This is a genomic window from Luteibacter sp. CQ10, from assembly GCF_040900725.1.
Lineage (GTDB): Bacteria > Pseudomonadota > Gammaproteobacteria > Xanthomonadales > Rhodanobacteraceae > Luteibacter.
The window spans coordinates 337,515-364,002 of the sequence record NZ_JAEUYM010000003.1 but is presented as its reverse complement, the minus strand read 5'-3'; the positions used below and the strand labels follow the sequence as shown (position 1 = coordinate 364,002).

Here is a 26,488-nt window from a genome sequence, read left to right as displayed (position 1 = left end):
CCGATCGTATCGGCGAAAAGCGTGCCTCAGGCGACGGGCGTGGCGCGCACCAGATACTGCACGCTGAAGCGCTTATCTTCGTCCATCCACACCTTCTCGACCGAGAGGCCCGCCTTCTCCGCCATCTGCGCAAAGTCGTCGAGCGAGTACTTGCAGCTGTATTCCACCTGCATCGCTTCGTCTTCGCGAAACGCGTAGGTCTCGTTGCCCAGGCGCACGTCCTGGCGCTTCGTGCTCACCAGGGCGGTTTCGATGCGCCCGGCCAAGGCGTTGTAACGCGCGCGATGGCGGAAAGCGGCGACATCGAAATCGGTGCCGATCTCGCGATTGAGGCGAACCAGCATGTTGAGGGTGAAATCGCGCGTGACACCCGCCGCGTCGTTGTACGCGGCCTCGATCTCGGCGGGATCCTTCTTCAGGTCGACCCCGATCAGGATGCCGCCGCCGGCACTCATTTCGGCGCGCATCTGGCGAAGGATCTTCAGCGCATCCTTGCTTTCGAAATTGCCGATGGTGGAGCCGGGAAAGTAGATCACCGTGCGACGAGGCGAGCGCAAGGCCACCGGCAGGCGCAACGGCTGGGTGAAATCCGCGCAGACCGGCTGCATGGGCACGTCGGGAAATTCAGCGGCGAGAACCGCCACGCTTTCCATCAAGGCACTGCGCGAAATCTCCACCGGCACGTAGGCGGCCGGCGACTCCAGGTGCTCGAGCAGCATCCGCGTCTTGATGCCGCTGCCGCTGCCGTATTCCACCAGGCGCACCTCAGGCCCCAGCGTCGCGGCGATATCCGCCGCGTGATCGCGCATGATGGCGATCTCGGTGCGCGTGAGGTAGTACTCCGGCTGCTCGCAGATCGCCTCGAACAAGGCCGACCCGCGCTCGTCGTAGAACAGGCGCGAAGGCAGCTTCTTCGGCTTGGCCGACAGGCCGCGTCGCACCGTCTGCACGGTGTCTTCGATATCCGGATGCCGGTCGTCGACGCGGATGTCTTGGGGTTGAGCGCTCATCGATCGTTTCCCAGTCGAATCCCCGAAAACTGCCAACGGGCATGGGGAGGAAAAAAGTTGCGATACGTGGCTCGCACATGGTCGGCGGGCGTGGCGCATGAACCGCCACGAAGCACCCATTGGCCGTTCATGAACTTGCCGTTGTATTCGCCAAGCGAACCGGCCAGTGGCCGAAAGCCCGGATAGCTGATGTATGGGCTCATCGTCCATTCCCAAACGTCGCCGTACATCTGTCCGAGCGATGTCTCGAACGACGATGCACGGGGTTGGAGCATTCCCGTGTCCTGAAGGTTCCCCTGGACGGGCATATCCTCGGCCAGCGTTTCCCACTCCGTCTCGGTGGGCAGGCGCGCGCCGGCCCACCGCGCGAACGCGTCGGCTTCGAAATAGCTGATGTGGCAGACGGGCGCATGCGGATCGATCTCGCGCCGCCCTTGCAGCGTGAACTCGGTTTCCAGCGCGTCGTCCCAGTACAACGGGCGCTTCCAGCCTTCGGCCTGTACCGTGGCCCAGCCGTCGGACAACCACAGGCCCGGCTGTTCATAGCCGCCGTCGAGCACGAAGGCGCGGTATTCGGCATTGGTCGCCGGCCGGTTTGCGAGCGAGCCCGCCTGGCGATAGGTGCGATGGCGCGGCCCTTCGTTGTCGAAATGGAAGCCCTCGCCTTCGTAGCCGACCTGGACCACCGCTTCATCGAACGGTACGAACCGCAACGACGGCGCAACGACCGACAGGCTGCGCGGCGCATCGGCGTACGCGGGCTCCAGCGGATTCTGCGCGAAGGCATGCTTGATATCGGTCAGGAGCAGTTCCTGGTGCTGCTGCTCATGCTGCACGCCGAGTTCGACCAGCATCGGAAGCTCGGCGTCGTCGCCACGCGCGATCCGCTCCGCCACGGCATCCTCCACGCGACGGCGATAATCGACGACCTCGTCCAGCGAGGGACGCGTGAGCATCCCTCTACGGGGACGGGCATGCATCGGCCCGACGGACTGGTAATACGAATTGAACAGGTAATGCCACTCCGGATTCGACGTGACGTATGCCGGATCCCGGCCGAGCACGAAGTGCTCGAAAAACCACGTGGTATGGGCCAGGTGCCACTTCGTGGGGCTGGCGTCGGGCATCGACTGCACCACCGTGTCCTCCGGCCGGAGGTTCGCCACGAGGGCTGCCGTACGTCGGCGTACGGAAAGAAAGCGAGAGGCGAGATCCGCGCCCGTGGGCGGGATGGGAGCGATGCCGACCGGGCGAAGGCTCATTACGGGGTTCCACGTCGGCGAGGGGACGCCGACCATCGTGAAACGATGCCCGAGCAAACGTTCAACCCGCGTGAGCGGGCGTGGAGCCTACCTTAACGATCGGTGCACCCAGGGCAACGGCCATCTCGTTTTTCGGGACCAACAGGCTTAACGTCTAGCTTCCACACGGAGGGTTCCACCATGAACGTCCGCTACCTGCTCCTCGCCACTTGCCTGGGCTTCACCGGAGCCCTCCAGGCCCAGGATGCGCCCCAGGCGCGCCATGAACTGCCCTTCGCCGATTGCATGCGGACCGACCGCATCAGCAACTACGCGGAGGTCGACGACCGCACGGTCATCGTGGCCAACGGGCCCAATTTCTACCGGATCACCACCGACGTGGCCTGCCCGCGTAAATCCGTCGGCGGCGGCATCCATTTCAAGGGCTCGGCCAGCGTCAAGGCCATCGGTGCCATGCGGATCTGCGGCGGCATCGACGAGCAGATCGTGCGTCGTGACGATCCGCCGTGCCAGATCCAGACCGTGGAGAAGATCGACAAGAAGACCTACCAGAGCCTGGAGAAGAACGCCAAGAAGAAAGGCTCGGGTGCCGAGCCGAATGGCATGGTCAGGTGAGGCTCGCGGGGAGCCGACGTCGTCGGCTCCCACGGCAATAAAAAAAAGCCCGGGCATGGCCCGGGCTCTTTTTGTTCTCGGCGCTCTACCGATCAATAACCGTCGTCGCGCACGTACCGGGTGGAGTACCCGTCGTCGTACGTGGTGGTCGTGGTGGTCACGCGGCGGGTGACGACCGGGCCGTCGTCGTACACGACCGTGGCCGGGCGGCTGTAGTAGACAGGGCGGTCGACGACGACCGTGCGCGGCTGCGTGGCGTTGTAAACCAAGGCACCGACCGTACCGGCGACAATGGCGCCCGCGATCCAACGGCCTGAATGGTCGTAGTGGCCGCGGCCGTAGTAACCGCCGTGGTAGCCGTAGCCGCCGCCATGGTAGTAACCGCCGCGTCCCCAGCCGTGCGCGAACGTGGCGGGCGTGAACGCCATAAGACCCACGGCAGCAAGGGCGATGGCGGACTTGACGAACTTACCTTTCATGACAGTGACCTCCGGGTGTTGGGCGCAGATTCGCGCTACGGCACTGAATCGGAACTGAAGTTTTCTGCACGAGTCTTTCACGTTCTCCACGGGTTCACGAACGGCTTCCTTAGCAACCAGCAGCCATGGATATCGTGACGGCGGGCGAAGTCGAACGGGATGCTCTGCGCGCTCCAGTCTTCGATGGAAAGATGGGGCTCGAGGGCCGCCCGATCAAGCTGGAAACGGCGGAAATTGTTGGAGAACACGATCACGCCGTCAGGCAGCAACCGCTCGGCGCACAGGAGCAGCAGCTTCACGTGGTCGCGCTGCACGTCGAAGTCGTCGGCCTTCTTGGAGTTGGAGAAGGTCGGCGGGTCGACGTAGATCAGGCCGTACTGCATCGAGCGCTTTTCCAGGAACGCCACGGCGTCGTCCTGTACCAGGCGATGGCGGTCGCCGGTGAAACCGTTCAATGCGAGATTTCGCGACGCCCAGTCGAGGTAGGTGCCCGAGAGGTCGACGCTGGTGGTATCCCGCGCGCCGCCGGCGGCGGCATAGACGCTGGCCGTGCCCGTATAGGCGAAGAGGTTGAGGAAGTGCTTGCCGGCCGACAGCTCGCGGATCTTCGCCCGAACCAGGCGATGGTCGAGGAACAGGCCGGTGTCGAGGTAGTCGGTGGGGTTCACGAGGAAGGCCAGGCCGCCCTCGCTCACTTCCACGAATTCGCCGCGCTGGTCGAACTGGCCGTACTTGGAGCCGCCCTTGCCGCGCTCACGGGTCTTCACCGCAATGCGCTCGCGAGGGGTGCCGAACACCTCGCCCGCCACGCGGACGATCTCGCGCATGCGGATGCGCGCCACGTCGACCGGCACGTCCTGCGGCGCCTTGTACTCCTGGATGTGCAGCCAGTCTTCGTAGACGTCGATGGCCGCGGCGTATTCGGGGAGATCCTGGTCGTAGGCACGCCAGCAGGTGATGCCCTCCCGGGACAGGCGCTTACGCAGGTGGCGGACGTTCTTCTCGAGACGATTCTTCAGCATCTCCGCGCCCGCCGAGAGCGGCCTGGCCTCGCGGGGCGCTTCGTCGCGGGCACGCAGGCTGAAGGTCAGCAGCGGGGTCTCCAGGGCGCCGTTGAACAGCGCGTAGCGCTTGTCGGGAGAAAGACGCAGGGCACGGCCCAGCTCCTCGTCGCCGGCCAGCACGGCGGCGCGCCAGCCCGGGAAACGCTCCTTGAGCGCCTTGCCGAGATCCTGGTAGAGGCGCGGCAGTTCGGCACGATCGCCCAGGCGCTCGCCATAGGGCGGGTTGGTGATGACCAGGCCCAGCGGCGTTTCCGGCGGCGGCTCGACGTGCACGGCGTCGCGACGGTCCAGGTGGACGAAGCCGGCCACGTTGGCCGCCTGCGCATTGCGCTTGGCGGTCTGCACCATGTTCGCGTCCGAATCGCTGCCGAAGAACACCGGGCGCAGGTTGCGCATGCCCTCGTCGGCGCGGGCCTTGGCTTCGTCCCACAGGCCACGCCAGAGCGCGTAGTCGTGCTTGAGCCAGCCGAGGAAGCCGTAGTAGCCGCGGCGCAGGCCCGGCGCCACGTCGGCGGCCATGAGCGCGCCCTCGATCAGCAGGGTGCCCGAGCCGCACATCGGATCGACCAGGGCGCCGCCTTCGGCGTAGATGCGCGGCCACTGGGCGCGAACGAGCATGGCCGAGGCCAGGTTTTCCTTTAGCGGCGCCTCGCCTTGGCGCTCGCGCCAGCCGCGACGGTGCAGGGGCGAGCCGGAGAGATCCACCGACAGCGTGGCGCGATCGCGGCGCAGGCGCACGTTCACCCGAAGATCGGGCTCCTCGGGATCCACGTCGGGGCGCGCGCCGCTGGCGGCGCGGAACTGGTCGACGATGGCGTCCTTGGTCTTCAGGGCGATGAACTGGCTATGGGTGAGCTTGCTCTGGGCCGTGTTGGCGTCCACGGCCAGGGTGCCGTGTGCAGCGAGGTGTTCGGCCCAGTCCACCGATTGCACGCCCTCGTAGAGGGCCTCCGGCGTGTCGGCCTCGAACTCGGCCAGGGGCAGCAACACGCGACTGGCCATGCGCGACCACAGGCAGGCGCGATAGGCGGTTTCCAGCGAGCCTTCGAAGGACACGCCGGCCAGCGCCTCCTTCACGTGATCGGCGCCGATGGCGGCCAGTTCGTCCTTGAGCAGGTATTCCAGGCCCTTGGGGCAGGTGGCGAAGAACTTCATGCGAGGCCATCCAGGAAGCGGCGGAACGACGCCTCGATGTCGCCGAGGGTGGCGCCCAGGCGATGGTCGTCGTTCACCAGCAGGGCCGGCATGCCCTGTCCGCGGGCGAAGCCGATGGCCTCGTCGACGGGGCAGACGTCGTCGGCATAGCCGTGCACGAGGAACGACGGCACGCCCGGCCGCACCGCGATGTCGCGCGGATAGCCCGGGATGCGGGTCGGCAAGGCCAGCAGGAACAGCCCGGCCACCGGCGCGTCCAGCGACGCGAGGCCCGAGACGAACGCGCCCATGCTCGATCCGACCAGCACGGGCGGCACGGGCGACGCGGCGATGGCCTCGCCGAGGACGGCCAGGCGCGGATCGACCGAGCCGGCATACCCGTGGAGGTCGTGTTCGCGGTAATCCGGGCGGACCGTGGACCAGCCGAGGGACTCGGCCAGGGCCGCCAGCGCGCTGACCTTGGTGGCGTCGGGACCGGAATCGGAACCGTGGGAAAGGATGATGTGGCCGCGCATGGCGGTCTCCGTACGCGGAATGACCGGCTATGTTATCAAAGCGCCATGATCGACATCCTGTACGCCCCCCTCCCCTACGAAGCCCGCCTGCCCGAACGCGCCGCCGACGGCGTCGACCTCGTCGTGATTCACTGCACCGAACTGCCGGACCTGGCCATGGCGCGCGAATATGGCGAGCGCGTGCTCTACGAAGACCGGGGCACCGGCGCCAGCGGCCATTACTACGTCGACCGCGACGGCACCGTGCTCTGCTACGTCGATCCGCTGCGCACCGCGAACCACACCCGTGGGTACAACCCGCGCTCGATCGGCATCGAGCTGGTCAACCTCGGCCGCTATCCCGACTGGTTCCGCTCGGACAACCAGGTGATGACCGAACCCTATACCGAAGCGCAGCTCGACGCCCTGCGCGGGTTGCTGGTCCATCTCATCGAGCGCTTCCCGTCGCTGCGGCACGTCGCCGGCCACGAAGACCTCGACCTGGCCACCGTCCCCGCCAGCGACGCGCCGGATCGCGAGGTGCCGCGCAAGCGCGACCCCGGCCCGATGTTTCCCTGGGAGCGCGTGTTCGCCGCCCTGCCCCTCGAGCGGCTGGTCGCGGCGTCCCCGCTATAATCGGCCGAATCCGTCTCCATCGCGTGCCACCCAGGATCCCCATGTCGGACAACCACGTCGGCGAACTCGTCGAACTGCTGCAGCTCGAGCGCCTCGAAGACAACCTCTTCCGCGGCCAGAGCCGCGACATCGGCACCCGCTTCGTCTTCGGCGGCCAGGTGCTGGGGCAGGCCCTGTCGGCCGCCCAGCGCACGGTCGATCCCAACCGCGAAGCGCACTCGCTGCATGCGTATTTCCTGCGCGCCGGCGACATCGACGCGCCCATCGTCTACAGCGTGGAACGCACGCGCGACGGCGGCTCGTTCTCCTCGCGGCGCGTGGTCGCCATCCAGCACGGCCAGCCCATCCTCAACGGCTCCATCTCGTTCCAGGAGCCGGAAACCGGCTATGAGCACCAGATGTCGATGCCCGAGGTGCCGGCGCCGGAAGATGTCGAGCCGATGCCTGCGCTCAACGCCGAGCAACTGGGCCGGTTGCCCGAGAAGACCCAGCGCTGGCTGGGCATCGACGGACCCTTCGAGTTCCGCCACGTATGGCCGCGCGACGAACTGCGCCCGGCCAAGCGGCCGCCGTACCAGCACATCTGGTTTCGCCTGACCGGACCGGTCGACGACACGCTGTCGCTGCACCAGGCGTTGCTCGCCTACGCATCGGACTTCCACCTGATCGGCACGGCCACGCTGCCGCACGGCATCTCGTACCTTACCCGCAACATGCAGATGGCCAGCCTCGACCACGCGCTGTGGTTCCATCGCCCGTTCCGCATCGACGAATGGCTGCTCTATTCGTTCGACAGCCCCACGTCGCAGGGCGGCCGCGGCCTCGCACGCGGCATGATCTACTCGCGCGACGGCCGGCTGGTCGCCTCCACCGCGCAGGAAGGCCTCATTCGCGTGCGGCCCGACTGAGCCCCATGAACGTCGATCTGCGGCACCTGCGTTACTTCATCGCCGTGGCCGACGAGTTGCACTTCAGCCGCGCCGCCGAGCGGCTGGGCATCTCCCAGCCACCGCTCAGCCAGCAGATCCGCGATCTCGAGTCGATGCTGGGCGTGCGCCTCCTGCGGCGTACCAACCGCCGCGTGGAACTCACCGACGCCGGCACGGCGTATCTGGCCGCCGCGCGCGACATCCTCGGCCGTGTCGACGATGCCGCCGAGCTGGCGCTACGCGCCAGTCGCGGGGAGATCGGCGAACTGCAGGTCGCCTTCACCCGGTCGACGCCGTTGATCGAGCGCTTCTCCCAGGCCATCCATACGTTTCGCGAAGCGTATCCCGCCGTGCGGCTCGCGCTGGTGGAGCGAAACACGCTGCAGCAGATCGAGGCCTTGCTCGACGGTCGCCAGCAGGTGGGGCTGCTCCGCGCCACCGCCCTGCCCGCGCCGCTGATATCGCACAAGATCGTCGACGACCCGCTCGTGGCCGTGATGCGTGCCGATCATCCGCTGGCGAAGCGCGGTGCCCGTGGCATACGCATGCGGGAACTCGCCGACGAGCGATTCGTCACCTTCAATCGCGCCGCGGGCACCGGCATCCTCGATCAGTTCCTCGCGATGTGCCGCAACGCGGGCTTCACTCCCCGCATCGCGCAGGAGGCCGGCGAGGCCTCGACGATGATCGGGCTGGTGGCCGCCGGATTCGGCGTGGCGGTGTTGCCGCGCGCACTGCGCCACGTGCGGATCGACGGCGTGGTCTATCTCGCCATCGATTCACCGGACGCGGCCAGCGAATTGCACCTCGCCCATCGGCGCGACGACGCGTCGGCGCTGGTGAAGGTGTTCGCGGCGACCCTGCTTGCCGACGGCATTCGCAAATCGTGACGGCCTGAACGGCATTTTTGTACGTTTCCGGCGCGACTTGGAAAATGCCATCCCGTACACAGTTTCCCCACACGGGGGCGGTGCTAATCTCGGGAATGCCAGGCTTGTCTGGCGCCCATCCCCGAGGACCCTTCATGCGTACGTGGAAGAAACCCGCCTACACCGATCTGCGTCTCGGCTTCGAAGTGACGATGTACGTCTCCAACCGCTGATCGTGCTTCACCGCCCCGGTTCGCCGGGGCGTGTCCTCTTTTCCCCGACAACGGATTCCCGTGCATATCCAGGTCCTGGGTTCGGCCGCCGGAGGCGGATTTCCGCAGTGGAACTGCAACTGTGCCAATTGCGCGGGCTTCCGCGCGGGCACGCTCCGCGCCACCGCGCGAACGCAATCGTCCATCGCCATTTCCGACGATGGCGTGCATTGGGTGTTGTGCAACGCCTCCCCGGACATCCGTGCGCAATTGGCCGCGTTCGCGCCGATGCAGCAGAACCGCGCGTTGCGCGACACCGGCATCGCGGCCATCGTGCTATTGGACAGCCAGATCGACCACACCACGGGGCTGCTGAGCCTGCGCGAAGGCTGCCCGCATGAAGTGTGGTGCACCGACATGGTCCACGAGGACCTCAGCACCGGTTTTCCGCTGTTCCGCATGCTCACCCACTGGAACGGCGGCCTCGTGCACCGGCGCATCGTTCCGGGCGAACCGTTCGTCATCGGCGCCTGCCCGAAACTCCGGTTCGCGCCGTTCGCGCTGCGCAGCGCCGCACCGCCGTATTCGCCGCATCGCGGCAATCCCCACCCGGGCGACAACATCGGCCTGGTGGTGGAAGACATCGACACCGGTGGTCGATTGTTCTACGCCCCCGGCCTGGGCGAGGTCGACGACGAACTGCTCGCCGTGATGGCCCAGGCCAACTGCCTGCTCGTCGACGGCACGCTCTGGCACGACGACGAAATGCGTCGTCGCGGCGTCGGCACGCGCACCGGCCGGGAGATGGGCCATCTCGCGCAGTACGGGCCCGGCGGCATGCTCGAGGTGCTCGATCGCCTGTCGAGCGTGCCGCGACGTGTCCTCATCCACATCAACAACACCAATCCCATTCTCGACGACGATTCGCCCGAGCGCGCGGAGCTTACGCGACGCGGCATCGACGTCGCCTGGGACGGCATGGGCATACGACTCTAGGACGCCACGTGACCACCGCGCTCAGTCGCAGCGACTTCGAACAGGCCCTTCGCGACAAGGGCCGTTACTACCACATCCATCACCCTTACCACATGGCGATGTACGAAGGCCGCGCCACGCGGGAGCAGATCCAGGGCTGGGTGGCCAATCGCTTCTACTACCAGGTGAACATTCCCCTGAAGGACGCGGCCATCCTCGCCAATTGTCCCGATCGCGCCGTGCGCCGCGAATGGATCCAGCGCATCCTCGATCACGACGGCGCACCCGGCGAAGGCGGCGGCATCGAAGCGTGGCTCAAGCTCGCCGAGGCGGTGGGGCTCGACCGCGAACAGGTACTCTCGCAGGAACTCGTGCTGCCCGGAGTGCGTTTCGCCGTGGATGCCTACGTCAACTTCGCCCGGCGCGCGAGCTGGCAGGAGGCCGCGAGCAGCTCCCTCACCGAGCTGTTCGCCCCGGAAATCCATCGCGCGCGGCTGAACAGCTGGCCGCAGCACTATCCGTGGATCGACCAGGACGGCTACGACTATTTCCGCACCCGGCTCGGCCAGGCGCGTCGTGACGTCGAACACGGCCTTAGCATCACGCTCGACCACTACACCACGTGGGATGCGCAGCAACGCATGCTCGAGATACTGCAGTTCAAGCTCGACATCCTCTGGAGCATGCTCGACGCCATGAGCATGGCCTACGAGTTGCAACGCCCGCCATACCATACGGTCACGAACGAACGCGCCTGGCACCGGGGTATCGCCCCATGAGCCGCGAGCGTATCCCGCAATGGCGTCCCGGTTACCGGTTCCAATGGGAACCCGCGCAGGACGCCTTCGTTCTCCTCTATCCCGAAGGCATGGTCCGTCTCAACGAGAGCGCGGGCATGATCGGTGAACTCATCGACGGCAAACGCAGCATCGAAGCGATCGTCGTCGCGCTCGCCGCCGAATTCACCGACGCCGACGCCGACGAGATCGGTGCCGACGTCGACGGCTTCATGCAGGTGGCCCATGAAAAGCACTGGCTCCGATTCGACTGACCCCAACCGTCCCGGCATGCCTTTCTGGCTGCTCGCCGAGCTGACGTATCGCTGCCCGTTGCAGTGCCCTTACTGCTCCAATCCCCTGGATTTCGCCGCGCAAGGCCAGGAACTCACCACCGGCGAATGGGTTCGGGTGCTGCGCGAGGCGCGCGCGATGGGCGCGGCCCAACTGGGTTTCTCCGGCGGCGAGCCGCTGGTTCGCCAGGATCTTCCCGAACTGATCGGCGAAGCCCGGCGGCTCGGCTTCTACACCAACCTCATCACCTCCGGCATCGGCCTCACCGAAGAGAAGATCGCCCTGTTCCGCGAGCGCGGGCTCGACCACATCCAGATCAGTTTCCAGGCCAGCGACGAGGACATGAACAACCTCATCGCCGGTTCGCCCAAAGCCTTCGCGCAGAAGCTCGCCATGGCACGCATGGTGAAGGCCCATGGCTACCCGATGGTGCTCAACTTCGTCACGCACCGGCACAACATCGATCGCATCGACCGCATCATCGAGCTATGCCTCTCGCTGGAAGCCGATTACGTGGAACTGGCCACCTGCCAGTTCTACGGCTGGGCGCAACTCAACCGCCTCGGCCTGCTCCCCACGCGCGCGCAACTGGAACACGCCGAACGCGTCACCAACGCGTATCGCGAGCGGCTGGCAAGGGAAAACCATCCCTGCCAGCTGATCTTCGTCACGCCCGATTACTACGAGGAGCGGCCCAAGCCTTGCATGAGCGGCTGGGGCAGCATCTTCCTCACCGTCACGCCCGACGGCACGGCGCTCCCCTGCCACGGCGCGCGCCAGTTGCCCATCGAATTTCCCAACGTGCGAGAGCACGGCCTGGAACACATCTGGTACCGATCGCCCGGCTTCAATCATTTTCGCGGCGACGGCTGGATGCCCGAACCCTGTCGCTCGTGCGACGAGAAAGGCAAGGATTTCGGCGGCTGCCGCTGCCAGGCCTTCATGCTCACCGGCGACGCCGCCGCCACCGATCCGGTCTGCGCCAAGTCGCCCAGGCACGATCTCATCCTCGCCGCGCGCGACGAAGCCGACACGGCGGCGAAACGCATCGATGAACTGACCTATCGCAATGCACCCAATTCCCGGCTCATCGCCCGGGTGACGCCCTCATGAGGACGACGCTCGATGCCGCCCAGGCCGTCGCCGCCAGCGCGGACTTCACCGAACTCGCCGCGGCAGCCGGCATCCTCGCCTATGGCCGCTTCGATCCCGCCGACGGCGCGACACGCCTCTGGTTGCATCGCGACGGACGGGCCACCTGCCTTACGCCGGACGGCTACAGCGTGCGCAGTCGCGTCAATGAATACGGCGGCGGCACTTTCTGCCTCGCCGGGCATGCGGTGTTCTTCGTCAACGAAAGCGACCAGGCCATCTATCGCCAGGAATTCGACGGGAGCGCACCCGTCCGCTTTGGCGGCATCGACGGCGGGCGCTACGGCGACCTCGTGCACGATGCCGTGCACGGGCGCGTGCTCGCCGTGGAGGAACATCACGCGGACGGCGCATTTCCGACCCACCGTCTCGTCGCCTTCGACGGCTCGGGCGCACGGCGGGTGGTGGCCGAAGGCGACGATTTCTACGCCTCGCCGTGCGTGTCGCGCGATGGCGGCGCGATGGCATGGATCGCATGGAGTCGCCCGCACCAGCCATGGACCCGTACCCGTCTGCTGCACCAGGTCGACGGACAGCCGCCACGGATCGTCGCGCATGGCGACGAGGCCGTGCAGCAACCGGGCTTCGATGCGCGCGGTCGACTCGTCGCCCTCACCGATCGCGATGGCTGGTGGCGACCCTGGCGCTTCACCGATCGCGTCGAGCCGCTGCCCGCGCCGACGGCCGATCATGCCGGTGCGCCGTGGCAGATGGGCACGCATACATGGGTCGGGCTCGACGACGGGCGGCTGTTCGTCACCTGGTTCGACCAGGGTTTCGGCCGGCTGTCGCTGCTCGATGGCGATACGCGAACGGATCTCGCACCGTCGTACACCCGCTTCCGCGCCCTGGCCGTCGATGGGGGAACGCTGTACGCGATCGCCGCGTCGCCCACGCGACCGTCGACGGTGCTCGCCATCGATGCCGCGACCGGCAAGGTGACGGTCGTGGCAGGCGGTGAAGCGCCTCTCCCCGACGCATGCATTACGGTGCCGCGCGCCATCTCGTGGCCCGTGGGCGAGGCGACGGCAAGGGGCTTCCTCTACCTGCCCGAGGGCATCGAGCGACCGCCGCTGGTGGTTTTCGTGCATGGGGGGCCCACCTCGGCCACGCATCCGGTCTTCGACGCCCGCATCCAGTTCTGGACCGGCCGGGGCTTCGCCGTGGCCGACGTGAATTACCGCGGCAGTACCGGTTACGGACGCGCGTATCGCGATGCCTTGCACGCGGCCTGGGGCGTGGCCGACGTGGACGACGCCTGCGCGGTGGTGCCATGGCTGGCCTCGCAAGGCCTCGTCGATCCCGCGCGCGCCTTCATTCGCGGCAGCAGCGCGGGCGGGTACACCGTGCTTTGCGCGCTGGCCTTCCGCGACGTCTTCCGCGGCGGCGGCAGCCTCTACGGCGTGAGCGATCCGCTGGCGCTGGGCAGGGCCACGCACAAGTTCGAGGCCGATTACCTCGACTGGCTCATCGGCGACCCCGTGGCCGACGAGGCACGTTATCGCGAACGCACGCCGCTGCTGCACGCCGACGGCATCGACGTGCCGGTGATCTTCTTCCAGGGCCTGCGCGATGCCGTGGTGGTGCCCGAACAGACCGAATCGATGGTGGCGGCGCTTCGCGCGCGCGGCGTACCGTGCGAATACCATGCCTACCCCGACGAGCGGCACGGCTTCCGCCAGGCGGCCAACCTCGCTCATGCGCTGGAGCACGAGCACGCGTTCTATGCGCGGTTGGCGTTCGCGGATTAACCGGGCAGGCGACGCAACTTCAACGCGACGGCCAGACCGCCGAGCACCAGCAGCGTGACGTAACCGGCCACGCCCGCCCAACCGGCATGCGTCCACGCAAGCCCACCGAGCGAACCGGCGATACTCGAACCCATGTAGTACGAGAACAGATAGAACGACGACGCATGCGCCTTGGCGACGGCGGCACGCTTGCCCACCCAACTGCTCGCGATCGAATGCCCGCCGAAGAAACCGAAGGTCAGCATCGCGATGCCGCCGACGATCGCCCACAGCGTGTCGAAAGTGGTGAGCCCGACGCCCGCCAGCATGATGACGAGCGTGATCCAGAGCACGTGGCGCCGCCCCAGCCTTCCCGCGATCGAGCCCATCCAGGCCGAGCTGCCGACGCCGATCAGGTACACCATGAAAATGGCGCCCACGTGCGACTGCGAGAGCGAGAACGGCGGCGCCAGCAGTCGATACGAGGCGTAGTTGTACACCGTGACGAAGGCCCCCATGAGCAGGAAGCCCTCGGCGAACAGCCACGGCAATCCCGCGTCACGCCAGAGCGAACCGAAGGCCGAGGCCAGTGCGCGGGGATGTGCACGGCGACGTTCGAAATGCATCGACGGCGGCAAGCCCTTCGCCACGAGCGCGGCGGCGATGAGGCCCAACAGGCCGATCACGCCCACGGCGACACGCCACGACGCGTGGTCGGCGGCGAAACCCGCGATGAGGCGACCGCCCATGCCGCCGATGGCGTTGCCACCGATGTAAAGGCCCATGGCGAAGCCGAGCGAGTCGGCGTGGATTTCCTCGCTCACGTAGGTCATCGCCACCGCCGGCAGGCCGGCGAGCGTCACGCCGAGCAAGGCGCGCAGCACGAGCAGGGTGCTCCAATCGGTGGCCACCGCCGTGGCCAACACCAGCAGCGACGAGCCCAGCAGCGAGGCGAGCATGATGGGCTTGCGCCCCCAGGCGTCGGACAACGCGCCGGCGAACAGCATCGCCACGGCCAGCACGCCGGTGGTCAGCGACAGGGAAAGCGAACTTTCCGCCGCGTTCACGCCGAAGGCATGCGACAACGCAGGCATCAGTGGCTGCACGCAGTACAGCAGGCCGAAGGTGGCGAAGCCTGACGAGAACAGGGCGAGATTGGTGCGCCGGAAGGCCGGCGTGCCGTGCCGGATGCGGCGGTCGGCGGTGATATCGATGGCGTGGGTCATGCGATAAGGCTAGACCCTGAATTGAGTCGGATCGATATCGCGAAACATCCGGTTCGATATGTCTGGCGAATCATCGCCAGCCCGATTCGCCGATACGATCGGCTCCCACCCCTTCGGTAGCAAGCGTTCGGCGACCAAAGGCGAACCCACGAAGCCCGGCACTCCTGGGTGACTTAACGGTCGGCCTCCGCAGACCCACCACCATCCCATTGGACCGCGGACGCCATTTCCTCGTCCGACAAAGCCAACGCTCCCGCGCCCTCCCCCACCTGCGCCGTCACCACCCGCCCATCCCGCCGCGACAATTCCCGCTCCCCCGTCCCTTCCCGCACCTTCGCCTGCGCGTCGTCCCCGCTGCGCAGCGTCAGCACGGTTTTGCCATCGGTGACGAACCTCACCCCATGCCCCGACTCCAACGGCACGGCCTGCACCACGCCCGCCCATCGCGGCGGTCCGGTGAAGGTGTAACCGGCGGCGGCATCGTGCCAGACGAACCGGCGCATGGGCTGCGCCTCCGGGGCGGGCGAACGGTGCATCCCTGGCGGCGGTGTCTGTTGGGACAGGGGAAGGCCGACGAGCAGCGCGAGAACGAGGGTCTTCATGGAGAAACCTCCCTTGACGGTCGTTCCAGCCTACGCCGATCTGCCGTGACCCGTCAGGCGCCGCGATCGGTGCTTACCGCCGGGTCAGGCACCGATTCGCGCCCACTCGCCCAGGCGAACGCGACGATGCCCGCCACGATCGCTACCGCGCCGCACGCGGCCAACGGTCCCGGAAACGACTCACCGAGAAAGACGAAGCCGATCACCGTGGCGAACAGCAGCTCGGCCGCCTGCATCGCCTCTACCGCGGCCAGCGCGGTCGGCTGCCGCCCCACCCGCTCGGTGGCATGGAAGAACAGCACGGTGGCGATCACGCCCGATGACAGGGCCACCCCGCCGGCCAACATCACCTCGCGCCACGAAGGGGGCCCCACCACGATCCACGACACGATCGCCAGCACCCACCAGAACGGCCAGCTCGACAGCGTCATGCCGAACACGCGTTGCACGGCGCCCAGCCGCGTGCCGGTGCGCTCCAGGTGCAGCAGGATCATCCGATTGCCCAGGGGGTACGCGAACGCCGCGAGGACCACGGCAGCCACCGCCAGCCAGGCCGACGCGTCGAGTGCGCCGTGCGCATGGCCGAGCTGGAGCAACAGCACGCCGGCGACGATCAGAACACCGATCGCCAATACGCCGCCGTGCCAGCGCGCGCGTTCGTCGCGATAGATGAACGGCGCGAGCAAGGGTCCGGCGAGCACCGTGGTCTGGAAGCTTCCCGCCACCAGCCACGACGGGCCGCTGCTGGCCGCCCACGTCAACGGCACGCCGAACAGCACGAAGCCGACACCGCTCCACGCGAGCCAACTGCGTGGATGCGTACGCAGCTCGCGCGGCAGTTCGCCCAGGCCGCCCTGGAACGGCAACACCACCGCGAGCAACGGCAAGGTGAGGAGGTAACGCAGGATCACCGCCCACTGCCAATGGCCACCGCCGCTGACCACGGCGCGGTTGAGCACGTAGGTGAGGGTGAAGAACAGCGCCGAGAGGAGCGCGATGGCGACGGCTTTGGTGGCGTTGGATGGCATGGGCGGACTATGCCAGAGCTCAGACGGGTTCGAGATGCGTGAGCAGCAAGCGCAGGCTCTCCCTGCCCTGCCAATCGTTGACCGTCAACTCGTATGCCGCACGGAACCGCGGCGGCGGCGGCGTGCCGTCGTAGCAACCGAACATCACCGCATCGAGCGGTACGCCGCCCTGCGTGTGGCGCAATTGCAGACGGAGGTGGCGCGTGCCCATCGGTTTCCACGACGCGCACTCGAACACGTTCTCGAACAGCGGCGGCGGAAACCCCTGCCCCCATGGCCCGGCATGGCGAAGCTGCCGCGCGAGGTCGAGCGTGTGGTCGCGGTAGTCGAGTTCACCGTCGGTATGGATGCAGGCCTGCAGGCGCTCGTCGTCGAGGTGCGCGCGGGCCACCGTGTCGAACGCGGCGGCGAAACGGTCGAAGTCGCTCGCTTTGAGGCTCAGGCCGGCCGCCATCGCGTGTCCGCCGAAGCGCAACACGAGGCCAGGATGCCGCGCATCGATTTCCGCCAGCGCGTCGCGGATGTGGAAGCCGGGAATCGACCGTGCCGAACCCCGCAACTCGTCGCTCTCGTCGCCAGCCGGCGCGAACGCCAGCACGGGGCGATGCAGTTTTTCCTTGAGCTTGGACGCCACCAGTCCGACCACGCCGGCATGCCAGCCGGGATCGAACAACGCCACGCCCACCGCGCCCACGTGCGCGGCTTTCGCCACCATGCGCTCGGCTTCGTCGACCATGCCGGCCTGCACTTCGCGACGTTCCTGGTTGATGGCCGACAACTGCTCCGCGTAACGCCGCGCGATATGGACCTCGTCGGTCAGCAGGCAGGCCACGCCGAGCGACATGTCTTCCAACCGGCCGGCCGCGTTGAGGCGGGGGCCGATGGCGAAGGCGAGGTCCGTGGCGGACACGGAAGCCACCGAGCGGTTGCTCGCCTCGACCAGGGCCACGATGCCCGCGCAGGCGCGCCCGGCACGCATGCGCTTCAGGCCCGCCTCGACGAGCACGCGATTGTTGAAATCCAGCGGCACCAGGTCGGCGACGGTGCCCAGCGCGACGAGGTCGAGCAGCACGCCCAGATCGGGCGCCTCGTGCGCGAAGCGGCCGGCCTCGCGCATCGCCGCGCGCAGGCCGAGCAGGAGGTAGAACATTACGCCCACGCCCGCCAGCGCCTTGCTCGGAAAACCGTCGCCGGACAGGTTGGGATTCACCATGGCGTCGGCGTCGGGCAGCACCTCGCCGGGCAAGTGATGGTCGGTCACCAGCACGCGGATGCCGCGCGCACGGGCCGCCGCCACGCCGGCCACGCTCGCCACGCCATTGTCGACGGTGACGATGAGGTCGGGCGCGGGGTCCAGCGAGGCGACCAGGGCCTCGCCCAGGCCGTAACCGTGCACGAAACGATTCGGCACCACGTGGCTGACGTGCTTCGCGCCGAGCAACCGCAAGCCGCGCACGGCCACGGCCGTGCCGGTGGCGCCGTCGCAGTCGTAGTCACCCGCGACCACGATGCGCCAATCCTCGTCGATGGCCTGCATCAGCAACGCCACGGCGCGGTCCATGCCGCCGAGCAGGCTGGGCGCGAGCATGTGCGCGAGCTTGTGTTCGGCGCCGTCGGGCGTGCTCACCCCGCGTGCCGCGTAGAGACGCTGGACCACGGGATGCACGTGCCCGGGCCAGCCGCTGGGCGCATCGTCGACGACGCGGCGGCGCCAGACCTTCGCGGTCATGGCTTGCGCCAGAAGCGCAGGCGGTGGAGCTTGCGCAGCACCGTCCGGCGGCCGTCGGCGAAAGAAAGGCGCAGCTCGTCGCCGGATTCGAGGCGCCCGCGCAGCCAGGGCCACCAGTCGCGGTCGAACGCGGTGGGCTGCACGTCTTGCAGATCCAGCAAGGCGAACGGCACGTCCGTCGCACCCGGCCCGTCGGCGGGCACGCCACGCGCCACCGGGCGGGACTGCACGTCGACGCCGGCCTTCTGACCCAGCGCCCACACCAGCAGATCGTCGCTGTAGATGCGGCCCTGCCCACATTCCACCCATTCGGGCATGGCGCCCGCGCCCCACAGCCAGACGCTGTTCACCGGTGGAAGGCCGTCGCGCAGGCGTTCGGCGTTCTGCGGAAGGTTGTGCAGCACGACCTGCGCCTCGTTGAGCAGCGCGCGCCAGCGGCGTCCCTCCTCCCCTTGCGGCAACTGCCCGAAGAGATCTGCGCCGAGCGCTTCTTCCGGATCGGGAAACGCGGGCACGGGCAGGTCCCCCGGCACGCGCAGTTGCCAATGCTGCGGATCGCCGACGAGCAGGCTCATGCCCTGCTCGTCGAAGGTGTCGCGCAAGGCCGACACCATCGCGGTGGCGTCGTCGGCACTCACGGCGAGGTTGCCGCAACCGAGCAGTCGCGCGCCGTTGAGTTCGGGCTGCACCCAGGCGGGATCGGCGCAGACCCAGAGCGCGTCGCCCGCATCGCCGGCCACCGCCTGGCGAATCAGCGCCGCGGCAGGCAGCGGGCCGCCGGGCCAGCGGAAGTGTTCGGCCAGGGCATGCAGGTAACCGGCCCTGGCGACGGGAAACTCGGTGCCGCGCGCGATCCACCCGGCGAAGTCGGCGACGAAGGCGAGCTTGTCGCGTCCGGGAAGCAGGACGTTGAGCACGCGCGTCATCGTCAGGCCTCGATCTTCTCGAGGATCTCGAGCCATTCGATCTCGAGGGCTTCCTTCTCGCCACGCAATGCCGTCTGGCGTTGGCCCAGTCGCATGAGTTCGGCGGTGGAGCCCTCGTACACCGCGGGATCGGCGAGCTTCGTCTCGATGGACGTCAGTTCCTTGTCCATGTCGGCGATGAGCGATTCGATCTTCTTCACCCGCGCGCGCAGCGGCTTTTCCTTTTCGCGTTCTTCGGCGCTGAGCTTGCGCTTTTCCTTTGCCGACGCCTGGATGGGCGCCTCCGGCGCGGCGGAGGCCACGGCGGCGGTCTTGCGCGTGGTGGCACGGCTGCGCAGCCACTTCGCGTAATCGTCGAGATCGCCGTCGAAGGGCTCGACCTTGCCGTCGGCCACGCGCCAGAACTCGTCGCAAACCATGCCGAGCAGGTGGCGATCGTGCGACACCAGCACCAGCGCGCCGTCGAACGCGGCCAGTGCATCGGCCAGCGCTTCGCGCATGTCGAGGTCGAGATGGTTGGTGGGCTCGTCGAGCAGAAGGAGATTGGGCTTGTCCCAGGCGATCAGCGCGAGCGCCAGGCGCGCGCGCTCGCCGCCCGAGAACGCGTCCACGGGTTCGAAGGCGCGGTCGCCGGGGAAATTCCAGGTGCCGAGGTAATCGCGCAGCACCTGCGCGCCCGCGTTCGGAGCCTTCTGCTGGAGATGATCGAAGGGGCTGGAACCCTCGATCAGGCTTTCCACGGTGTGCTGGGCGAAGTAGCCGATCTTCGTGTCCTTGTGGAAACCGCGTTCGCCGGTCATCGGCGCAAGGTCGCCCACCAGCGACTTCACCATGGTGGACTTGCCCGCGCCGTTGGGTCCGAGCAGGCCGATGCGGTCACCCGACTCCAGGCCGAAGGCCACGTCGCGCAGCACCACGTGCGATCCGTAGCCCGCGTCGATGTGGTCGAGCTGGAGCATCGAGGTGGGCAGGCGATCCGGCGCGGGAAAGGAGAAGCTGAAAGAACGTTCGGCGCGCACGGCCTCCGTACCGGCCATCTTCTCCAGCCGCTTCATGCGCGACTGCGCCTGCTTGGCCTTGCTGGCCTTCGCCTTGAAGCGGTCGATGAACGACTGCAGGTGCGCGCGCTCGGCCTGTTCGCGCTCGTGCGCGATCTGCTGCTGGCGCAGGTGCTCGGCGCGCTGGCGCTCGAACTGCGTGTAATTGCCCGTGTAGAGCTTCGCCGTGCCGTCGTGCAGGTGCATCGTGTGCGAGATCACGCCGTCGAGGAATTCGCGGTCGTGCGAAATGATCAGCAGGGTGCCCTGGTAGCGGCGCAGCCACTCTTCCAGCCAGAGCACGGCGTCGAGGTCGAGGTGGTTGGTGGGCTCGTCGAGCAGCAGGAGGTCGGACGGCGCCATCAGCGCGCGGGCGAGGTTCAGGCGCACGCGCCAGCCGCCGGAGAACGAGGCCACCGGCTGCTCGTGCGTTTCGGGGCTGAAGCCCAGGCCGTGCATCAGGCGGCCGGCGCGCGAGCGCGCGTCGTAGCCGTTGAGTTCCTCGATGCGATGGTGCGCGGCGGCCACGGCTTCGTGGTCTTCCGCGAGGTAGGCGTCCTGCTCGGCCTTGAGCGCGGCGGCCACCTCCACGTCGCCGCCGAGCACGTACTCGATGGCGGGGTCGGGCAAGGCCGGGGTTTCCTGCGCCACCGAGGCCAAGCGCACCTTCGAGGGCATGTCCAGATCGCCCACTTCGGGTTCGAGTTCGCCCTTGAGCGCCGCGAACAGCGTGGACTTGCCGCAGCCGTTGCGGCCGATGACGCCCAGGCTCCAGCCGGTCTGGATGGTGAGGTCCATCTGCGACAGCAGCGTGCGGCTGCCCCGGCGCAGGGCGAGGTTGCGGAACGAGATCATGGCGTGAGGTCAGGCGTGTAGGCGACTGCGCATGATAGCCGCCCGGCCGTGCCCCCGTCGCCCGAAACGCGACGCAGCACACAGCCGTGAAGGCCGCCGCACCGCTCCCGTGGCGTGCCACGGGGCGATCTGCTACAACGGCGTCCTGCGCCGCATGGGGAGCGCAACGGAGCCGATATGCACACTTTCAAGCCTGTTTTCGTCGCGTTCGCACTGGCGGCGGCCGCCTCGTCCGTCCACGCCGGCGACGACCTCCTCGTGCATCGCGTGCAACAGGAAAAGGGCATGAACCTGCCCGCCAAGGGCATGACCATGGCCGAGGTGGAGAAGCGCTTCGGCGCGCCCACGTCGAAGCTCGACGCCCGCGGTGGCGGCAGCCGCCGGCAGCCGGTGATCAACCGCTGGATGTATCCGGGATATATCGTCTATTTCGAGCGCAGCCGGGTCATTCACACGGTGCTCAATACGCCGGCCGGGAACAACAAGGATCCCTCGAATCCGAGGTGATCGCTCCGCACGGTTCGCCGATACGATCGGCTCCCACCCCTTCGGTAGCCCGCTTGCCGAAGCCCGGCTACCGAAGGGGTGGGAGCCGATCGTATCGGCGATAGGCGCGCGGTCATCCTCAGGCCTTACAATAGAGGGCTTCCCCCAAGCCCCCTAGCCGACCATGACCGACACCTCCTACCGCCTGCCCGCCGAATGGGAGCCGCAGGCCGGCGTACTCATCGCCTGGCCGCATGCGGGTACCGACTGGGCCGACCGCCTGGCCGAGGTGGAGACCACCTACGTGGCCCTCGCGGCGGCGGTCACCCGTTTCGAACCGCTGCACGTGATCGTGGCCGACGCCGAGCTGCGCGAGCGCGCCCGGTCGCTGGCCGAACAGGCGGGCGCCGACATGTCGCGCCTGCACTTCATCGAGCTGCCCTACGACGACACCTGGCTGCGCGACTCCGGCCCGATCACGCTCACCGGACCCGACGGCGTGCTGCTCAACGATTACCGCTTCACCGGCTGGGGCGGCAAGTTCGGCGCCGAGCAGGACGACGCGATCATCGCCGGCCTGCTCCAGCGCGGCGTGCTGTCAGGCCTGCCGCACAAGCGCATCGACTGGGCGCTGGAAGGCGGCGGCATCGAGAGCGACGGCAAGGGCACCATCCTCACCACCTGGAAGTGCCTGGTGCAGCGCCATCCCACGCTCAGCCGCGAGTCGATGACCGACACGCTCGCCACCACCCTGCACGCCGACCGCGTGCTGTGGCTGGACAACGGCTACCTTGAAGGCGACGACACCGACGCCCATATCGACACACTCGCGCGCTTCAGCCCGGACGGCGGCATCGTCTACCAGGCCTGCGACGACGCCAGCGATCCGCACTTCGACGAACTTGGCCGCATGGCCGCCGAACTCGCCGCATTGCGCACGCCGGAAGGCGAGCCGTACGTGTTGCACCCGTTGCCCTGGGCTCAGCCGATCATCGACGAAGGTCGCCGCCTCGCGGCGTCCTACGCCAACTACCTGATCGTCAACGGCGCGGTGCTGGTGCCCGCCTATGGCGATCGCGTCGACGCCGACGCCGCGCGCGTCATCGGCCTGGCCCATCCGGGCCGCGAGGTGGTGCAGGTGCCGTGCCGTCCGCTGATCTGGCAGAACGGCAGCCTGCATTGCATCACCATGCAGCTCCCGGCCGACGTCGCCCACTGAATTCGAGGAAGAACGACATGACCCGCAAGACCCTCAAGGTCGCCCTCATCCAGGAAGTCGACCACGGCAGCCGCGACGCCAACCTCGACGCCATCGAAGCCGGCCTGCGCAAGGCCGCCGCGGCCGGTGCCGAACTGGCGCTGCTGCAGGAACTGCACAACGGCCCGTACTTCTGCCAGCGCGAAAGCGTCGAGGTGTTCGACCTCGCGGAGACGATTCCCGGCCCGGGCACCGATCGCGTCGGCGCGCTCGCCGAGGAACTCAAGCTGGTGATCGTCGCCTCGATCTTCGAGAAGCGCGCCACGGGGCTCTATCACAACACCGCGGTGGTGTTCGACCGCTCGCGCGAGATCGCGGGCAAGTACCGCAAGATGCACATCCCCGACGATCCGGCGTTCTACGAGAAGTTCTACTTCACGCCCGGCGACCTCGGCTTCGAGCCCATCCGCACCTCCGTGGGCAAGCTCGGCGTGCTCGTGTGCTGGGACCAGTGGTATCCCGAAGCCGCCCGCCTGATGGCGCTGGCCGGCGCCGACCTGTTGTTCTACCCCACCGCCATCGGCTGGGATCCCAACGACAGCGATGAGGAAAAGGCGCGCCAGCGCGAGGCATGGATCACCGTGCAGCGCGGCCACGCCGTGGCCAACGGGCTGCCCCTGCTCGCGTGCAACCGCACGGGCTACGAGGCCGATCCGTCGAACGTCGGCGCGGGCATCCAGTTCTGGGGTTCGAGCTTCGTCGCCGGTCCGCAGGGCGAGTTCCTCGCCCAGGCCGGCACCGACGCGCCGGAAGTGCTGCTGTGCGACGTGGACATGGAGCGCAGCGAGCACGTTCGCCGCATCTGGCCGTTCCTGCGCGATCGCCGCATCGACGCCTACGGCGACCTGACCAAGCGCTTCCGCGACTGACGCCCACGCCCAAGGACACACCACGCGCATGATGCCCATCGAGAACGACGCCACGCTGCCCGCCGCGCTGGAAGGCCAACCCATCGAGCGCGTCACGCGCGACGGCGTGGAATACGTCATCCTCGGCACGGCGCACGTATCGCGCGCCAGCGTGCAGGCGGTGGACGCGCTGCTCGATCGCGAGCACTTCGACGCCGTGGCGGTGGAGCTGTGCGCCAGCCGTGCGCAAGGCATCCGCGATCCGGAAGCCTTCAAGCAGATGGATCTCTTCCAGGTCATCCGCCAGGGCAAGGCCGGCATGGTCGCGGCCAGCCTCGTGCTGGGCTCGTTCCAGAAACGCCTTGCCTCGCAGTACGGGATCGAGCCCGGCGCGGAAATGAAGGCCGCGATGGACGGTGCCGAAGCACGCGGCATCCCGATGTGGCTGGTCGACCGCGAGGTGGGCACCACGCTCAAGAGGGCATGGCACAGCGTGGGCTTCTTCCAGCGCTTCGGCCTCCTCGCCGGCATGCTCGGCAGCGTGTTCGAGCGCGAGGACATCGCCGAGGAAGACATCGAGAAGCTCAAGCAGTCCGACCTGCTCGAAAGCGCCTTCAGCGATTTCGCCAAGGGCTCGGCGCCGCTCTACCGGGCGCTGATCGCCGAGCGCGACGAATTCATGGCCGCGCGCCTGCGCGAGAACGGCGAACGCATGGACGCCGACGCTCCGTCGCGCAAGGTGCTGGTGGTCATCGGCGCCGGCCACCTGAAGGGCATGAGCGCGCAGCTCGTCGAGCAACATGGCGATGCGCGGGCCACGGCCGACGAGCTGGCCGTGACGCCGGCACCGTCGAAGTGGCCCAAGATCGTTGCCGCGGGCCTCGTGCTGGCGATCTTCGCCGTCATCGGCTACGCCTTCTACCGCAACCCCAGCCTCGGCAAGGACGCCCTGCTCGACTGGGTGCTGCTCACCGGCGGCCTATCCGCGCTGGGCGCGCTCATCGCCGGCGCGCATCCCCTGAGCATCGTGGCGGCCTTCGTGGCCGGGCCGATCAAGCCGTTCCGTCCCGGCATCCCGTCGGGCGCGATCAGCGCGATGGCCGAGGCCTGGATTCGCAAGCCGCGCGTGGGCGATTTCGAGCGGCTGCGCGACGACATCACCCACTGGACCGGCTGGTGGAAGAACCGCGTGGCCCGCACGCTGCTCAACTTCTTCCTGGTCTGCGTCGGCACCATCGCCGGCGAGTACATCGCGGGCATCCACATCCTCAAGAGCATCCTCTGAGGCCGGGGTGAGTTGTCCGTCGTCGCGTACCGCTTCTATACTCCAGCGGATACTCGACCCCGGCCCCGCCCGGCACCCAGGGAACTCTTGATGAAGCGTTCGTATCTGATTGGTCTGATCGTCGTAGCTTTGTGCGCCGCATCCGCCGCGCATGCCGAAGGGGACAAAACCAAGGGGCGGCAGCTCGTCTACACCTGCCATGGATGCCACGGCGTGCCGGGCTATGCGAATGCCTATCCCGATTACCACGTGCCGCACATCGCGGGCCAGAACGAGCAATACCTCGTCAACGCGCTGAAGGCCTACAAGAATGGCGAGCGCAAGCACCCCACCATGGGCGCGCAGGCGCAGAGCATGTCCGACGACGAAATCGCCGACATCGCCGCCTATCTCTCCAGTCTCGCCAAGTAAGCCGCCGAGGACGACACGATGACCCGTGGGTTCACCCTGATTGCCGTCGCCGCCTTGCTGGCGCTCGCCACCACCACCGCATCCGCCGCCGGCGATCCCGCCAGGGGCAAGACGAAGGTCGCCACCTGCGTGGCCTGCCATGGGCAGGACGGCAATGCCGTCGATCCGCAGTATCCCCGCCTCGCCGGCCAGTATTCCGATTACCTCGCGCAGTCGCTGCACGAGTACAAGGACGGCCGCCGCGGCAACGCCATCATGAAGGGCTTCGCCGCTACGCTGTCCGACCAGGACATCGAGGACATTTCCGCCTATTTCTCCAGCATGCCGACGAAGTTGTCGGGGCTGGAGGGTCATGTGCAGGGCGATTGAGGCCGCCACTTACCGCGGGCCCCCTTCGCCGATACGATCGGCTCCCACCCCTTCGGTAGCCCGGTTAGAGCGACCTTTCGACTAAAGGGATGGGAGCCGGTCGCATCGTCGAATCAACCTGCCTTGCGGGCGAAGTAAGGATCCTCGCCGGTCTCGTGGTCGGTGGCGTCACGCACCTCGGTCACCTCGGGAATACGCTCGCGCAGCGTCTTTTCCACGCCATTCTTCAACGTGACGTCGACCATGCCGCAACCGTGGCAGCCGCCGCCGAAGCGCAGCACCACCACGCCGTCCGAGGTGACCTCCACCAGCGAGATGCGCCCGCCGTGGGAGGCGATCTGCGGCGCGATCTCCGTCTCCAGCACGTAGCGCACGCGCTCGACCAGCCCGGCACCCTCGCCTGGGGCCTCGCCCTTGATGCGTGGCGCGCGGATGTTGAGCTGGCTGCCGGTCGGCGTCATCTCGTAGTCGATGTTGGCCGGGTCGAGCCAGCGCATGCTTTCGCCATCGACGTAGAGGTTGAAGCCCTGGCACTCGATGGTCCATTCGTCGCCGGTGAGTTCCGCCGTGCCGCAGAATTCCAGCTCGCACTGCGCGGCCGGCGTGCCCGCCGAGACCACGCGCAGGCGGATGCCGAGGCCGGGCTCGTCCTGCTGGGCCAGCAGACGCTGGAAATGCGCCTGGGCGCGTTCCGAAATGTCGATCATGGGGGCTCCGGGGAAGAGGGCCGGCGGCGTCGCGCCGAAACAGCACCATTTTAGTACGCTTTCGACATG

At 67.7% G+C, this 26,488-nt stretch carries 28 protein-coding genes; 16 read left to right on the top strand and 12 right to left on the bottom strand.

From position 1 onward, the window contains the following. Positions 1 to 26: 26 nt before the first annotated feature. Entirely contained in the window at positions 27 to 1,010 is a 984-nt protein-coding gene (gene egtD / locus JNG39_RS14665; protein ID WP_368312465.1) for an L-histidine N(alpha)-methyltransferase, read from the bottom strand. Further along, positions 1,007 to 2,272: an ergothioneine biosynthesis protein EgtB gene (egtB, locus tag JNG39_RS14660; protein WP_368312463.1), complete on the bottom strand. Its 1,266-nt coding sequence runs from the start codon at positions 2,270 to 2,272 to the stop codon at positions 1,007 to 1,009. Before egtB ends, egtD begins: the two co-directional genes overlap by 4 nt. A 180-nt stretch (positions 2,273 to 2,452) precedes the next feature. Between egtB and JNG39_RS14655 the strand changes: the two genes are divergently transcribed. Next, the gene (locus tag JNG39_RS14655; RefSeq protein ID WP_368312462.1) at positions 2,453 to 2,887 is read left to right on the top strand and encodes a DUF6491 family protein; all 435 of its coding nucleotides are present in this window, start codon (positions 2,453 to 2,455) and stop codon (positions 2,885 to 2,887) included. 92 nt (positions 2,888 to 2,979) lie between these two features. On the opposite strand, the gene JNG39_RS14650 is transcribed toward JNG39_RS14655, so the two are convergent. From JNG39_RS14650 to JNG39_RS14640, 3 genes are all read right to left on the bottom strand, one after another. Then, on the bottom strand, positions 2,980 to 3,366 hold the full coding sequence (locus JNG39_RS14650) for a hypothetical protein (protein ID WP_144910108.1): 387 nt from the start codon (positions 3,364 to 3,366) through the stop codon (positions 2,980 to 2,982). A gap of 77 nt (positions 3,367 to 3,443) precedes the next feature. After that, positions 3,444 to 5,585: a bifunctional 23S rRNA (guanine(2069)-N(7))-methyltransferase RlmK/23S rRNA (guanine(2445)-N(2))-methyltransferase RlmL gene (rlmKL, locus tag JNG39_RS14645; RefSeq protein ID WP_368312460.1), complete on the bottom strand. Its 2,142-nt coding sequence runs from the start codon at positions 5,583 to 5,585 to the stop codon at positions 3,444 to 3,446. Continuing rightward, on the bottom strand, positions 5,582 to 6,100 hold the full coding sequence (locus tag JNG39_RS14640) for an alpha/beta hydrolase (RefSeq protein ID WP_368312459.1): 519 nt from the start codon (positions 6,098 to 6,100) through the stop codon (positions 5,582 to 5,584). The genes rlmKL and JNG39_RS14640 overlap by 4 nt, the downstream gene beginning before the upstream one ends. 45 nt (positions 6,101 to 6,145) lie before the next feature. Between JNG39_RS14640 and JNG39_RS14635 the strand changes: the two genes are divergently transcribed. The 9 genes from JNG39_RS14635 (at position 6,146) to JNG39_RS14595 (ending at position 13,673) form a co-directional block, all read left to right on the top strand. After that, entirely contained in the window at positions 6,146 to 6,715 is a 570-nt protein-coding gene (locus JNG39_RS14635) for an N-acetylmuramoyl-L-alanine amidase (protein ID WP_368312457.1), read from the top strand. 41 nt (positions 6,716 to 6,756) lie between these two features. Beyond that, on the top strand, positions 6,757 to 7,623 hold the full coding sequence (gene tesB / locus JNG39_RS14630) for an acyl-CoA thioesterase II (RefSeq protein ID WP_368312454.1): 867 nt from the start codon (positions 6,757 to 6,759) through the stop codon (positions 7,621 to 7,623). Between the two features lie 5 nt (positions 7,624 to 7,628). Beyond that, positions 7,629 to 8,534 (top strand): LysR family transcriptional regulator, encoded by a 906-nt coding sequence (locus tag JNG39_RS14625; protein WP_368312452.1) that lies wholly within the window; start codon positions 7,629 to 7,631, stop codon positions 8,532 to 8,534. Between the two features lie 134 nt (positions 8,535 to 8,668). Further along, the gene (gene pqqA / locus JNG39_RS14620; protein WP_144910575.1) at positions 8,669 to 8,746 is read left to right on the top strand and encodes a pyrroloquinoline quinone precursor peptide PqqA; all 78 of its coding nucleotides are present in this window, start codon (positions 8,669 to 8,671) and stop codon (positions 8,744 to 8,746) included. 60 nt (positions 8,747 to 8,806) lie between these two features. Further along, positions 8,807 to 9,721: a pyrroloquinoline quinone biosynthesis protein PqqB gene (gene pqqB / locus JNG39_RS14615; RefSeq protein WP_368312449.1), complete on the top strand. Its 915-nt coding sequence runs from the start codon at positions 8,807 to 8,809 to the stop codon at positions 9,719 to 9,721. A gap of 8 nt (positions 9,722 to 9,729) precedes the next feature. Further along, positions 9,730 to 10,479 (top strand): pyrroloquinoline-quinone synthase PqqC, encoded by a 750-nt coding sequence (gene pqqC / locus JNG39_RS14610; protein ID WP_368312446.1) that lies wholly within the window; start codon positions 9,730 to 9,732, stop codon positions 10,477 to 10,479. Then, complete coding sequence (gene pqqD / locus JNG39_RS14605) at positions 10,476 to 10,751, top strand: pyrroloquinoline quinone biosynthesis peptide chaperone PqqD (RefSeq protein ID WP_368312445.1); 276 nt, start codon at positions 10,476 to 10,478, stop codon at positions 10,749 to 10,751. Before pqqC ends, pqqD begins: the two co-directional genes overlap by 4 nt. Then, entirely contained in the window at positions 10,723 to 11,883 is a 1,161-nt protein-coding gene (pqqE, locus tag JNG39_RS14600) for a pyrroloquinoline quinone biosynthesis protein PqqE (protein WP_368312443.1), read from the top strand. Before pqqD ends, pqqE begins: the two co-directional genes overlap by 29 nt. Further along, a complete protein-coding gene (locus tag JNG39_RS14595) occupies positions 11,880 to 13,673 on the top strand; it encodes an alpha/beta hydrolase family protein (protein WP_368312442.1) in 1,794 nt (597 codons plus the stop codon). Before pqqE ends, JNG39_RS14595 begins: the two co-directional genes overlap by 4 nt. Here JNG39_RS14595 and JNG39_RS14590 read toward each other — a convergent pair. The 6 genes from JNG39_RS14590 to JNG39_RS14565 form a co-directional block, all read right to left on the bottom strand. Continuing rightward, positions 13,670 to 14,878: an MFS transporter gene (locus tag JNG39_RS14590; protein WP_368312439.1), complete on the bottom strand. Its 1,209-nt coding sequence runs from the start codon at positions 14,876 to 14,878 to the stop codon at positions 13,670 to 13,672. The two genes, JNG39_RS14595 and JNG39_RS14590, sit on opposite strands and share 4 nt — an antisense overlap. Positions 14,879 to 15,051: 173 nt before the next feature. Then, positions 15,052 to 15,480 (bottom strand): hypothetical protein, encoded by a 429-nt coding sequence (locus tag JNG39_RS14585; protein WP_368312438.1) that lies wholly within the window; start codon positions 15,478 to 15,480, stop codon positions 15,052 to 15,054. A gap of 53 nt (positions 15,481 to 15,533) precedes the next feature. Continuing rightward, a complete protein-coding gene (locus tag JNG39_RS14580; protein ID WP_368312436.1) occupies positions 15,534 to 16,508 on the bottom strand; it encodes a multidrug resistance efflux transporter family protein in 975 nt (324 codons plus the stop codon). A 19-nt stretch (positions 16,509 to 16,527) separates the two neighbouring features. Then, positions 16,528 to 18,237, bottom strand: coding sequence for a single-stranded-DNA-specific exonuclease RecJ (gene recJ / locus JNG39_RS14575; RefSeq protein ID WP_368312434.1), 1,710 nt, complete (start codon positions 18,235 to 18,237; stop codon positions 16,528 to 16,530). After that, positions 18,234 to 19,163, bottom strand: a complete 930-nt coding sequence (locus tag JNG39_RS14570; RefSeq protein WP_368312431.1) for a phosphoglycerate mutase — start codon at positions 19,161 to 19,163, stop codon at positions 18,234 to 18,236. The genes recJ and JNG39_RS14570 overlap by 4 nt, the downstream gene beginning before the upstream one ends. Positions 19,164 to 19,165: 2 nt before the next feature. Then, positions 19,166 to 21,055, bottom strand: a complete 1,890-nt coding sequence (locus tag JNG39_RS14565; RefSeq protein WP_144910078.1) for an ATP-binding cassette domain-containing protein — start codon at positions 21,053 to 21,055, stop codon at positions 19,166 to 19,168. Between the two features lie 177 nt (positions 21,056 to 21,232). Between JNG39_RS14565 and JNG39_RS14560 the strand changes: the two genes are divergently transcribed. The 6 genes from JNG39_RS14560 to JNG39_RS14535 all read left to right on the top strand — a co-directional run bounded on the left by JNG39_RS14560 (position 21,233) and on the right by JNG39_RS14535 (position 25,712). Further along, entirely contained in the window at positions 21,233 to 21,562 is a 330-nt protein-coding gene (locus JNG39_RS14560) for a hypothetical protein (protein WP_368312429.1), read from the top strand. 163 nt (positions 21,563 to 21,725) lie between these two features. Then, the gene (locus JNG39_RS14555; RefSeq protein ID WP_368312426.1) at positions 21,726 to 22,760 is read left to right on the top strand and encodes an agmatine/peptidylarginine deiminase; all 1,035 of its coding nucleotides are present in this window, start codon (positions 21,726 to 21,728) and stop codon (positions 22,758 to 22,760) included. 17 nt (positions 22,761 to 22,777) lie between these two features. Further along, the gene (locus JNG39_RS14550) at positions 22,778 to 23,668 is read left to right on the top strand and encodes a carbon-nitrogen hydrolase (protein WP_368312425.1); all 891 of its coding nucleotides are present in this window, start codon (positions 22,778 to 22,780) and stop codon (positions 23,666 to 23,668) included. A 28-nt stretch (positions 23,669 to 23,696) separates the two neighbouring features. Then, complete coding sequence (locus tag JNG39_RS14545) at positions 23,697 to 24,932, top strand: TraB/GumN family protein (protein WP_368312423.1); 1,236 nt, start codon at positions 23,697 to 23,699, stop codon at positions 24,930 to 24,932. A gap of 90 nt (positions 24,933 to 25,022) precedes the next feature. Beyond that, complete coding sequence (locus JNG39_RS14540; protein WP_144910068.1) at positions 25,023 to 25,343, top strand: cytochrome c; 321 nt, start codon at positions 25,023 to 25,025, stop codon at positions 25,341 to 25,343. 18 nt (positions 25,344 to 25,361) lie between these two features. Next, positions 25,362 to 25,712, top strand: coding sequence for a cytochrome c (locus JNG39_RS14535; RefSeq protein ID WP_368312421.1), 351 nt, complete (start codon positions 25,362 to 25,364; stop codon positions 25,710 to 25,712). A gap of 113 nt (positions 25,713 to 25,825) precedes the next feature. Here JNG39_RS14535 and JNG39_RS14530 read toward each other — a convergent pair whose 3' ends face one another. After that, positions 25,826 to 26,419, bottom strand: a complete 594-nt coding sequence (locus JNG39_RS14530) for an NfuA family Fe-S biogenesis protein (RefSeq protein WP_368312419.1) — start codon at positions 26,417 to 26,419, stop codon at positions 25,826 to 25,828. Between the last annotated feature and the right edge of the window lie 69 nt (positions 26,420 to 26,488).

Coding starts and splice junctions, on each gene's coding strand:
- egtD (WP_368312465.1), bottom strand. CDS start 1,010: ATGAGCGCTCAACCCCAAGACATCCGCGTCGACGACCGGCATCCGGAT.
- egtB (WP_368312463.1), bottom strand. CDS start 2,272: ATGAGCCTTCGCCCGGTCGGCATCGCTCCCATCCCGCCCACGGGCGCG.
- JNG39_RS14655 (WP_368312462.1), top strand. CDS start 2,453: ATGAACGTCCGCTACCTGCTCCTCGCCACTTGCCTGGGCTTCACCGGA.
- JNG39_RS14650 (WP_144910108.1), bottom strand. CDS start 3,366: ATGAAAGGTAAGTTCGTCAAGTCCGCCATCGCCCTTGCTGCCGTGGGT.
- rlmKL (WP_368312460.1), bottom strand. CDS start 5,585: ATGAAGTTCTTCGCCACCTGCCCCAAGGGCCTGGAATACCTGCTCAAG.
- JNG39_RS14640 (WP_368312459.1), bottom strand. CDS start 6,100: ATGCGCGGCCACATCATCCTTTCCCACGGTTCCGATTCCGGTCCCGAC.
- JNG39_RS14635 (WP_368312457.1), top strand. CDS start 6,146: ATGATCGACATCCTGTACGCCCCCCTCCCCTACGAAGCCCGCCTGCCC.
- tesB (WP_368312454.1), top strand. CDS start 6,757: ATGTCGGACAACCACGTCGGCGAACTCGTCGAACTGCTGCAGCTCGAG.
- JNG39_RS14625 (WP_368312452.1), top strand. CDS start 7,629: ATGAACGTCGATCTGCGGCACCTGCGTTACTTCATCGCCGTGGCCGAC.
- pqqA (WP_144910575.1), top strand. CDS start 8,669: ATGCGTACGTGGAAGAAACCCGCCTACACCGATCTGCGTCTCGGCTTC.
- pqqD (WP_368312445.1), top strand. CDS start 10,476: ATGAGCCGCGAGCGTATCCCGCAATGGCGTCCCGGTTACCGGTTCCAA.
- pqqE (WP_368312443.1), top strand. CDS start 10,723: ATGAAAAGCACTGGCTCCGATTCGACTGACCCCAACCGTCCCGGCATG.
- JNG39_RS14595 (WP_368312442.1), top strand. CDS start 11,880: ATGAGGACGACGCTCGATGCCGCCCAGGCCGTCGCCGCCAGCGCGGAC.
- JNG39_RS14590 (WP_368312439.1), bottom strand. CDS start 14,878: ATGACCCACGCCATCGATATCACCGCCGACCGCCGCATCCGGCACGGC.
- JNG39_RS14585 (WP_368312438.1), bottom strand. CDS start 15,480: ATGAAGACCCTCGTTCTCGCGCTGCTCGTCGGCCTTCCCCTGTCCCAA.
- JNG39_RS14580 (WP_368312436.1), bottom strand. CDS start 16,508: ATGCCATCCAACGCCACCAAAGCCGTCGCCATCGCGCTCCTCTCGGCG.
- recJ (WP_368312434.1), bottom strand. CDS start 18,237: ATGACCGCGAAGGTCTGGCGCCGCCGCGTCGTCGACGATGCGCCCAGC.
- JNG39_RS14570 (WP_368312431.1), bottom strand. CDS start 19,163: ATGACGCGCGTGCTCAACGTCCTGCTTCCCGGACGCGACAAGCTCGCC.
- JNG39_RS14565 (WP_144910078.1), bottom strand. CDS start 21,055: ATGATCTCGTTCCGCAACCTCGCCCTGCGCCGGGGCAGCCGCACGCTG.
- JNG39_RS14560 (WP_368312429.1), top strand. CDS start 21,233: ATGCACACTTTCAAGCCTGTTTTCGTCGCGTTCGCACTGGCGGCGGCC.
- JNG39_RS14555 (WP_368312426.1), top strand. CDS start 21,726: ATGACCGACACCTCCTACCGCCTGCCCGCCGAATGGGAGCCGCAGGCC.
- JNG39_RS14550 (WP_368312425.1), top strand. CDS start 22,778: ATGACCCGCAAGACCCTCAAGGTCGCCCTCATCCAGGAAGTCGACCAC.
- JNG39_RS14545 (WP_368312423.1), top strand. CDS start 23,697: ATGATGCCCATCGAGAACGACGCCACGCTGCCCGCCGCGCTGGAAGGC.
- JNG39_RS14540 (WP_144910068.1), top strand. CDS start 25,023: ATGAAGCGTTCGTATCTGATTGGTCTGATCGTCGTAGCTTTGTGCGCC.
- JNG39_RS14535 (WP_368312421.1), top strand. CDS start 25,362: ATGACCCGTGGGTTCACCCTGATTGCCGTCGCCGCCTTGCTGGCGCTC.
- JNG39_RS14530 (WP_368312419.1), bottom strand. CDS start 26,419: ATGATCGACATTTCGGAACGCGCCCAGGCGCATTTCCAGCGTCTGCTG.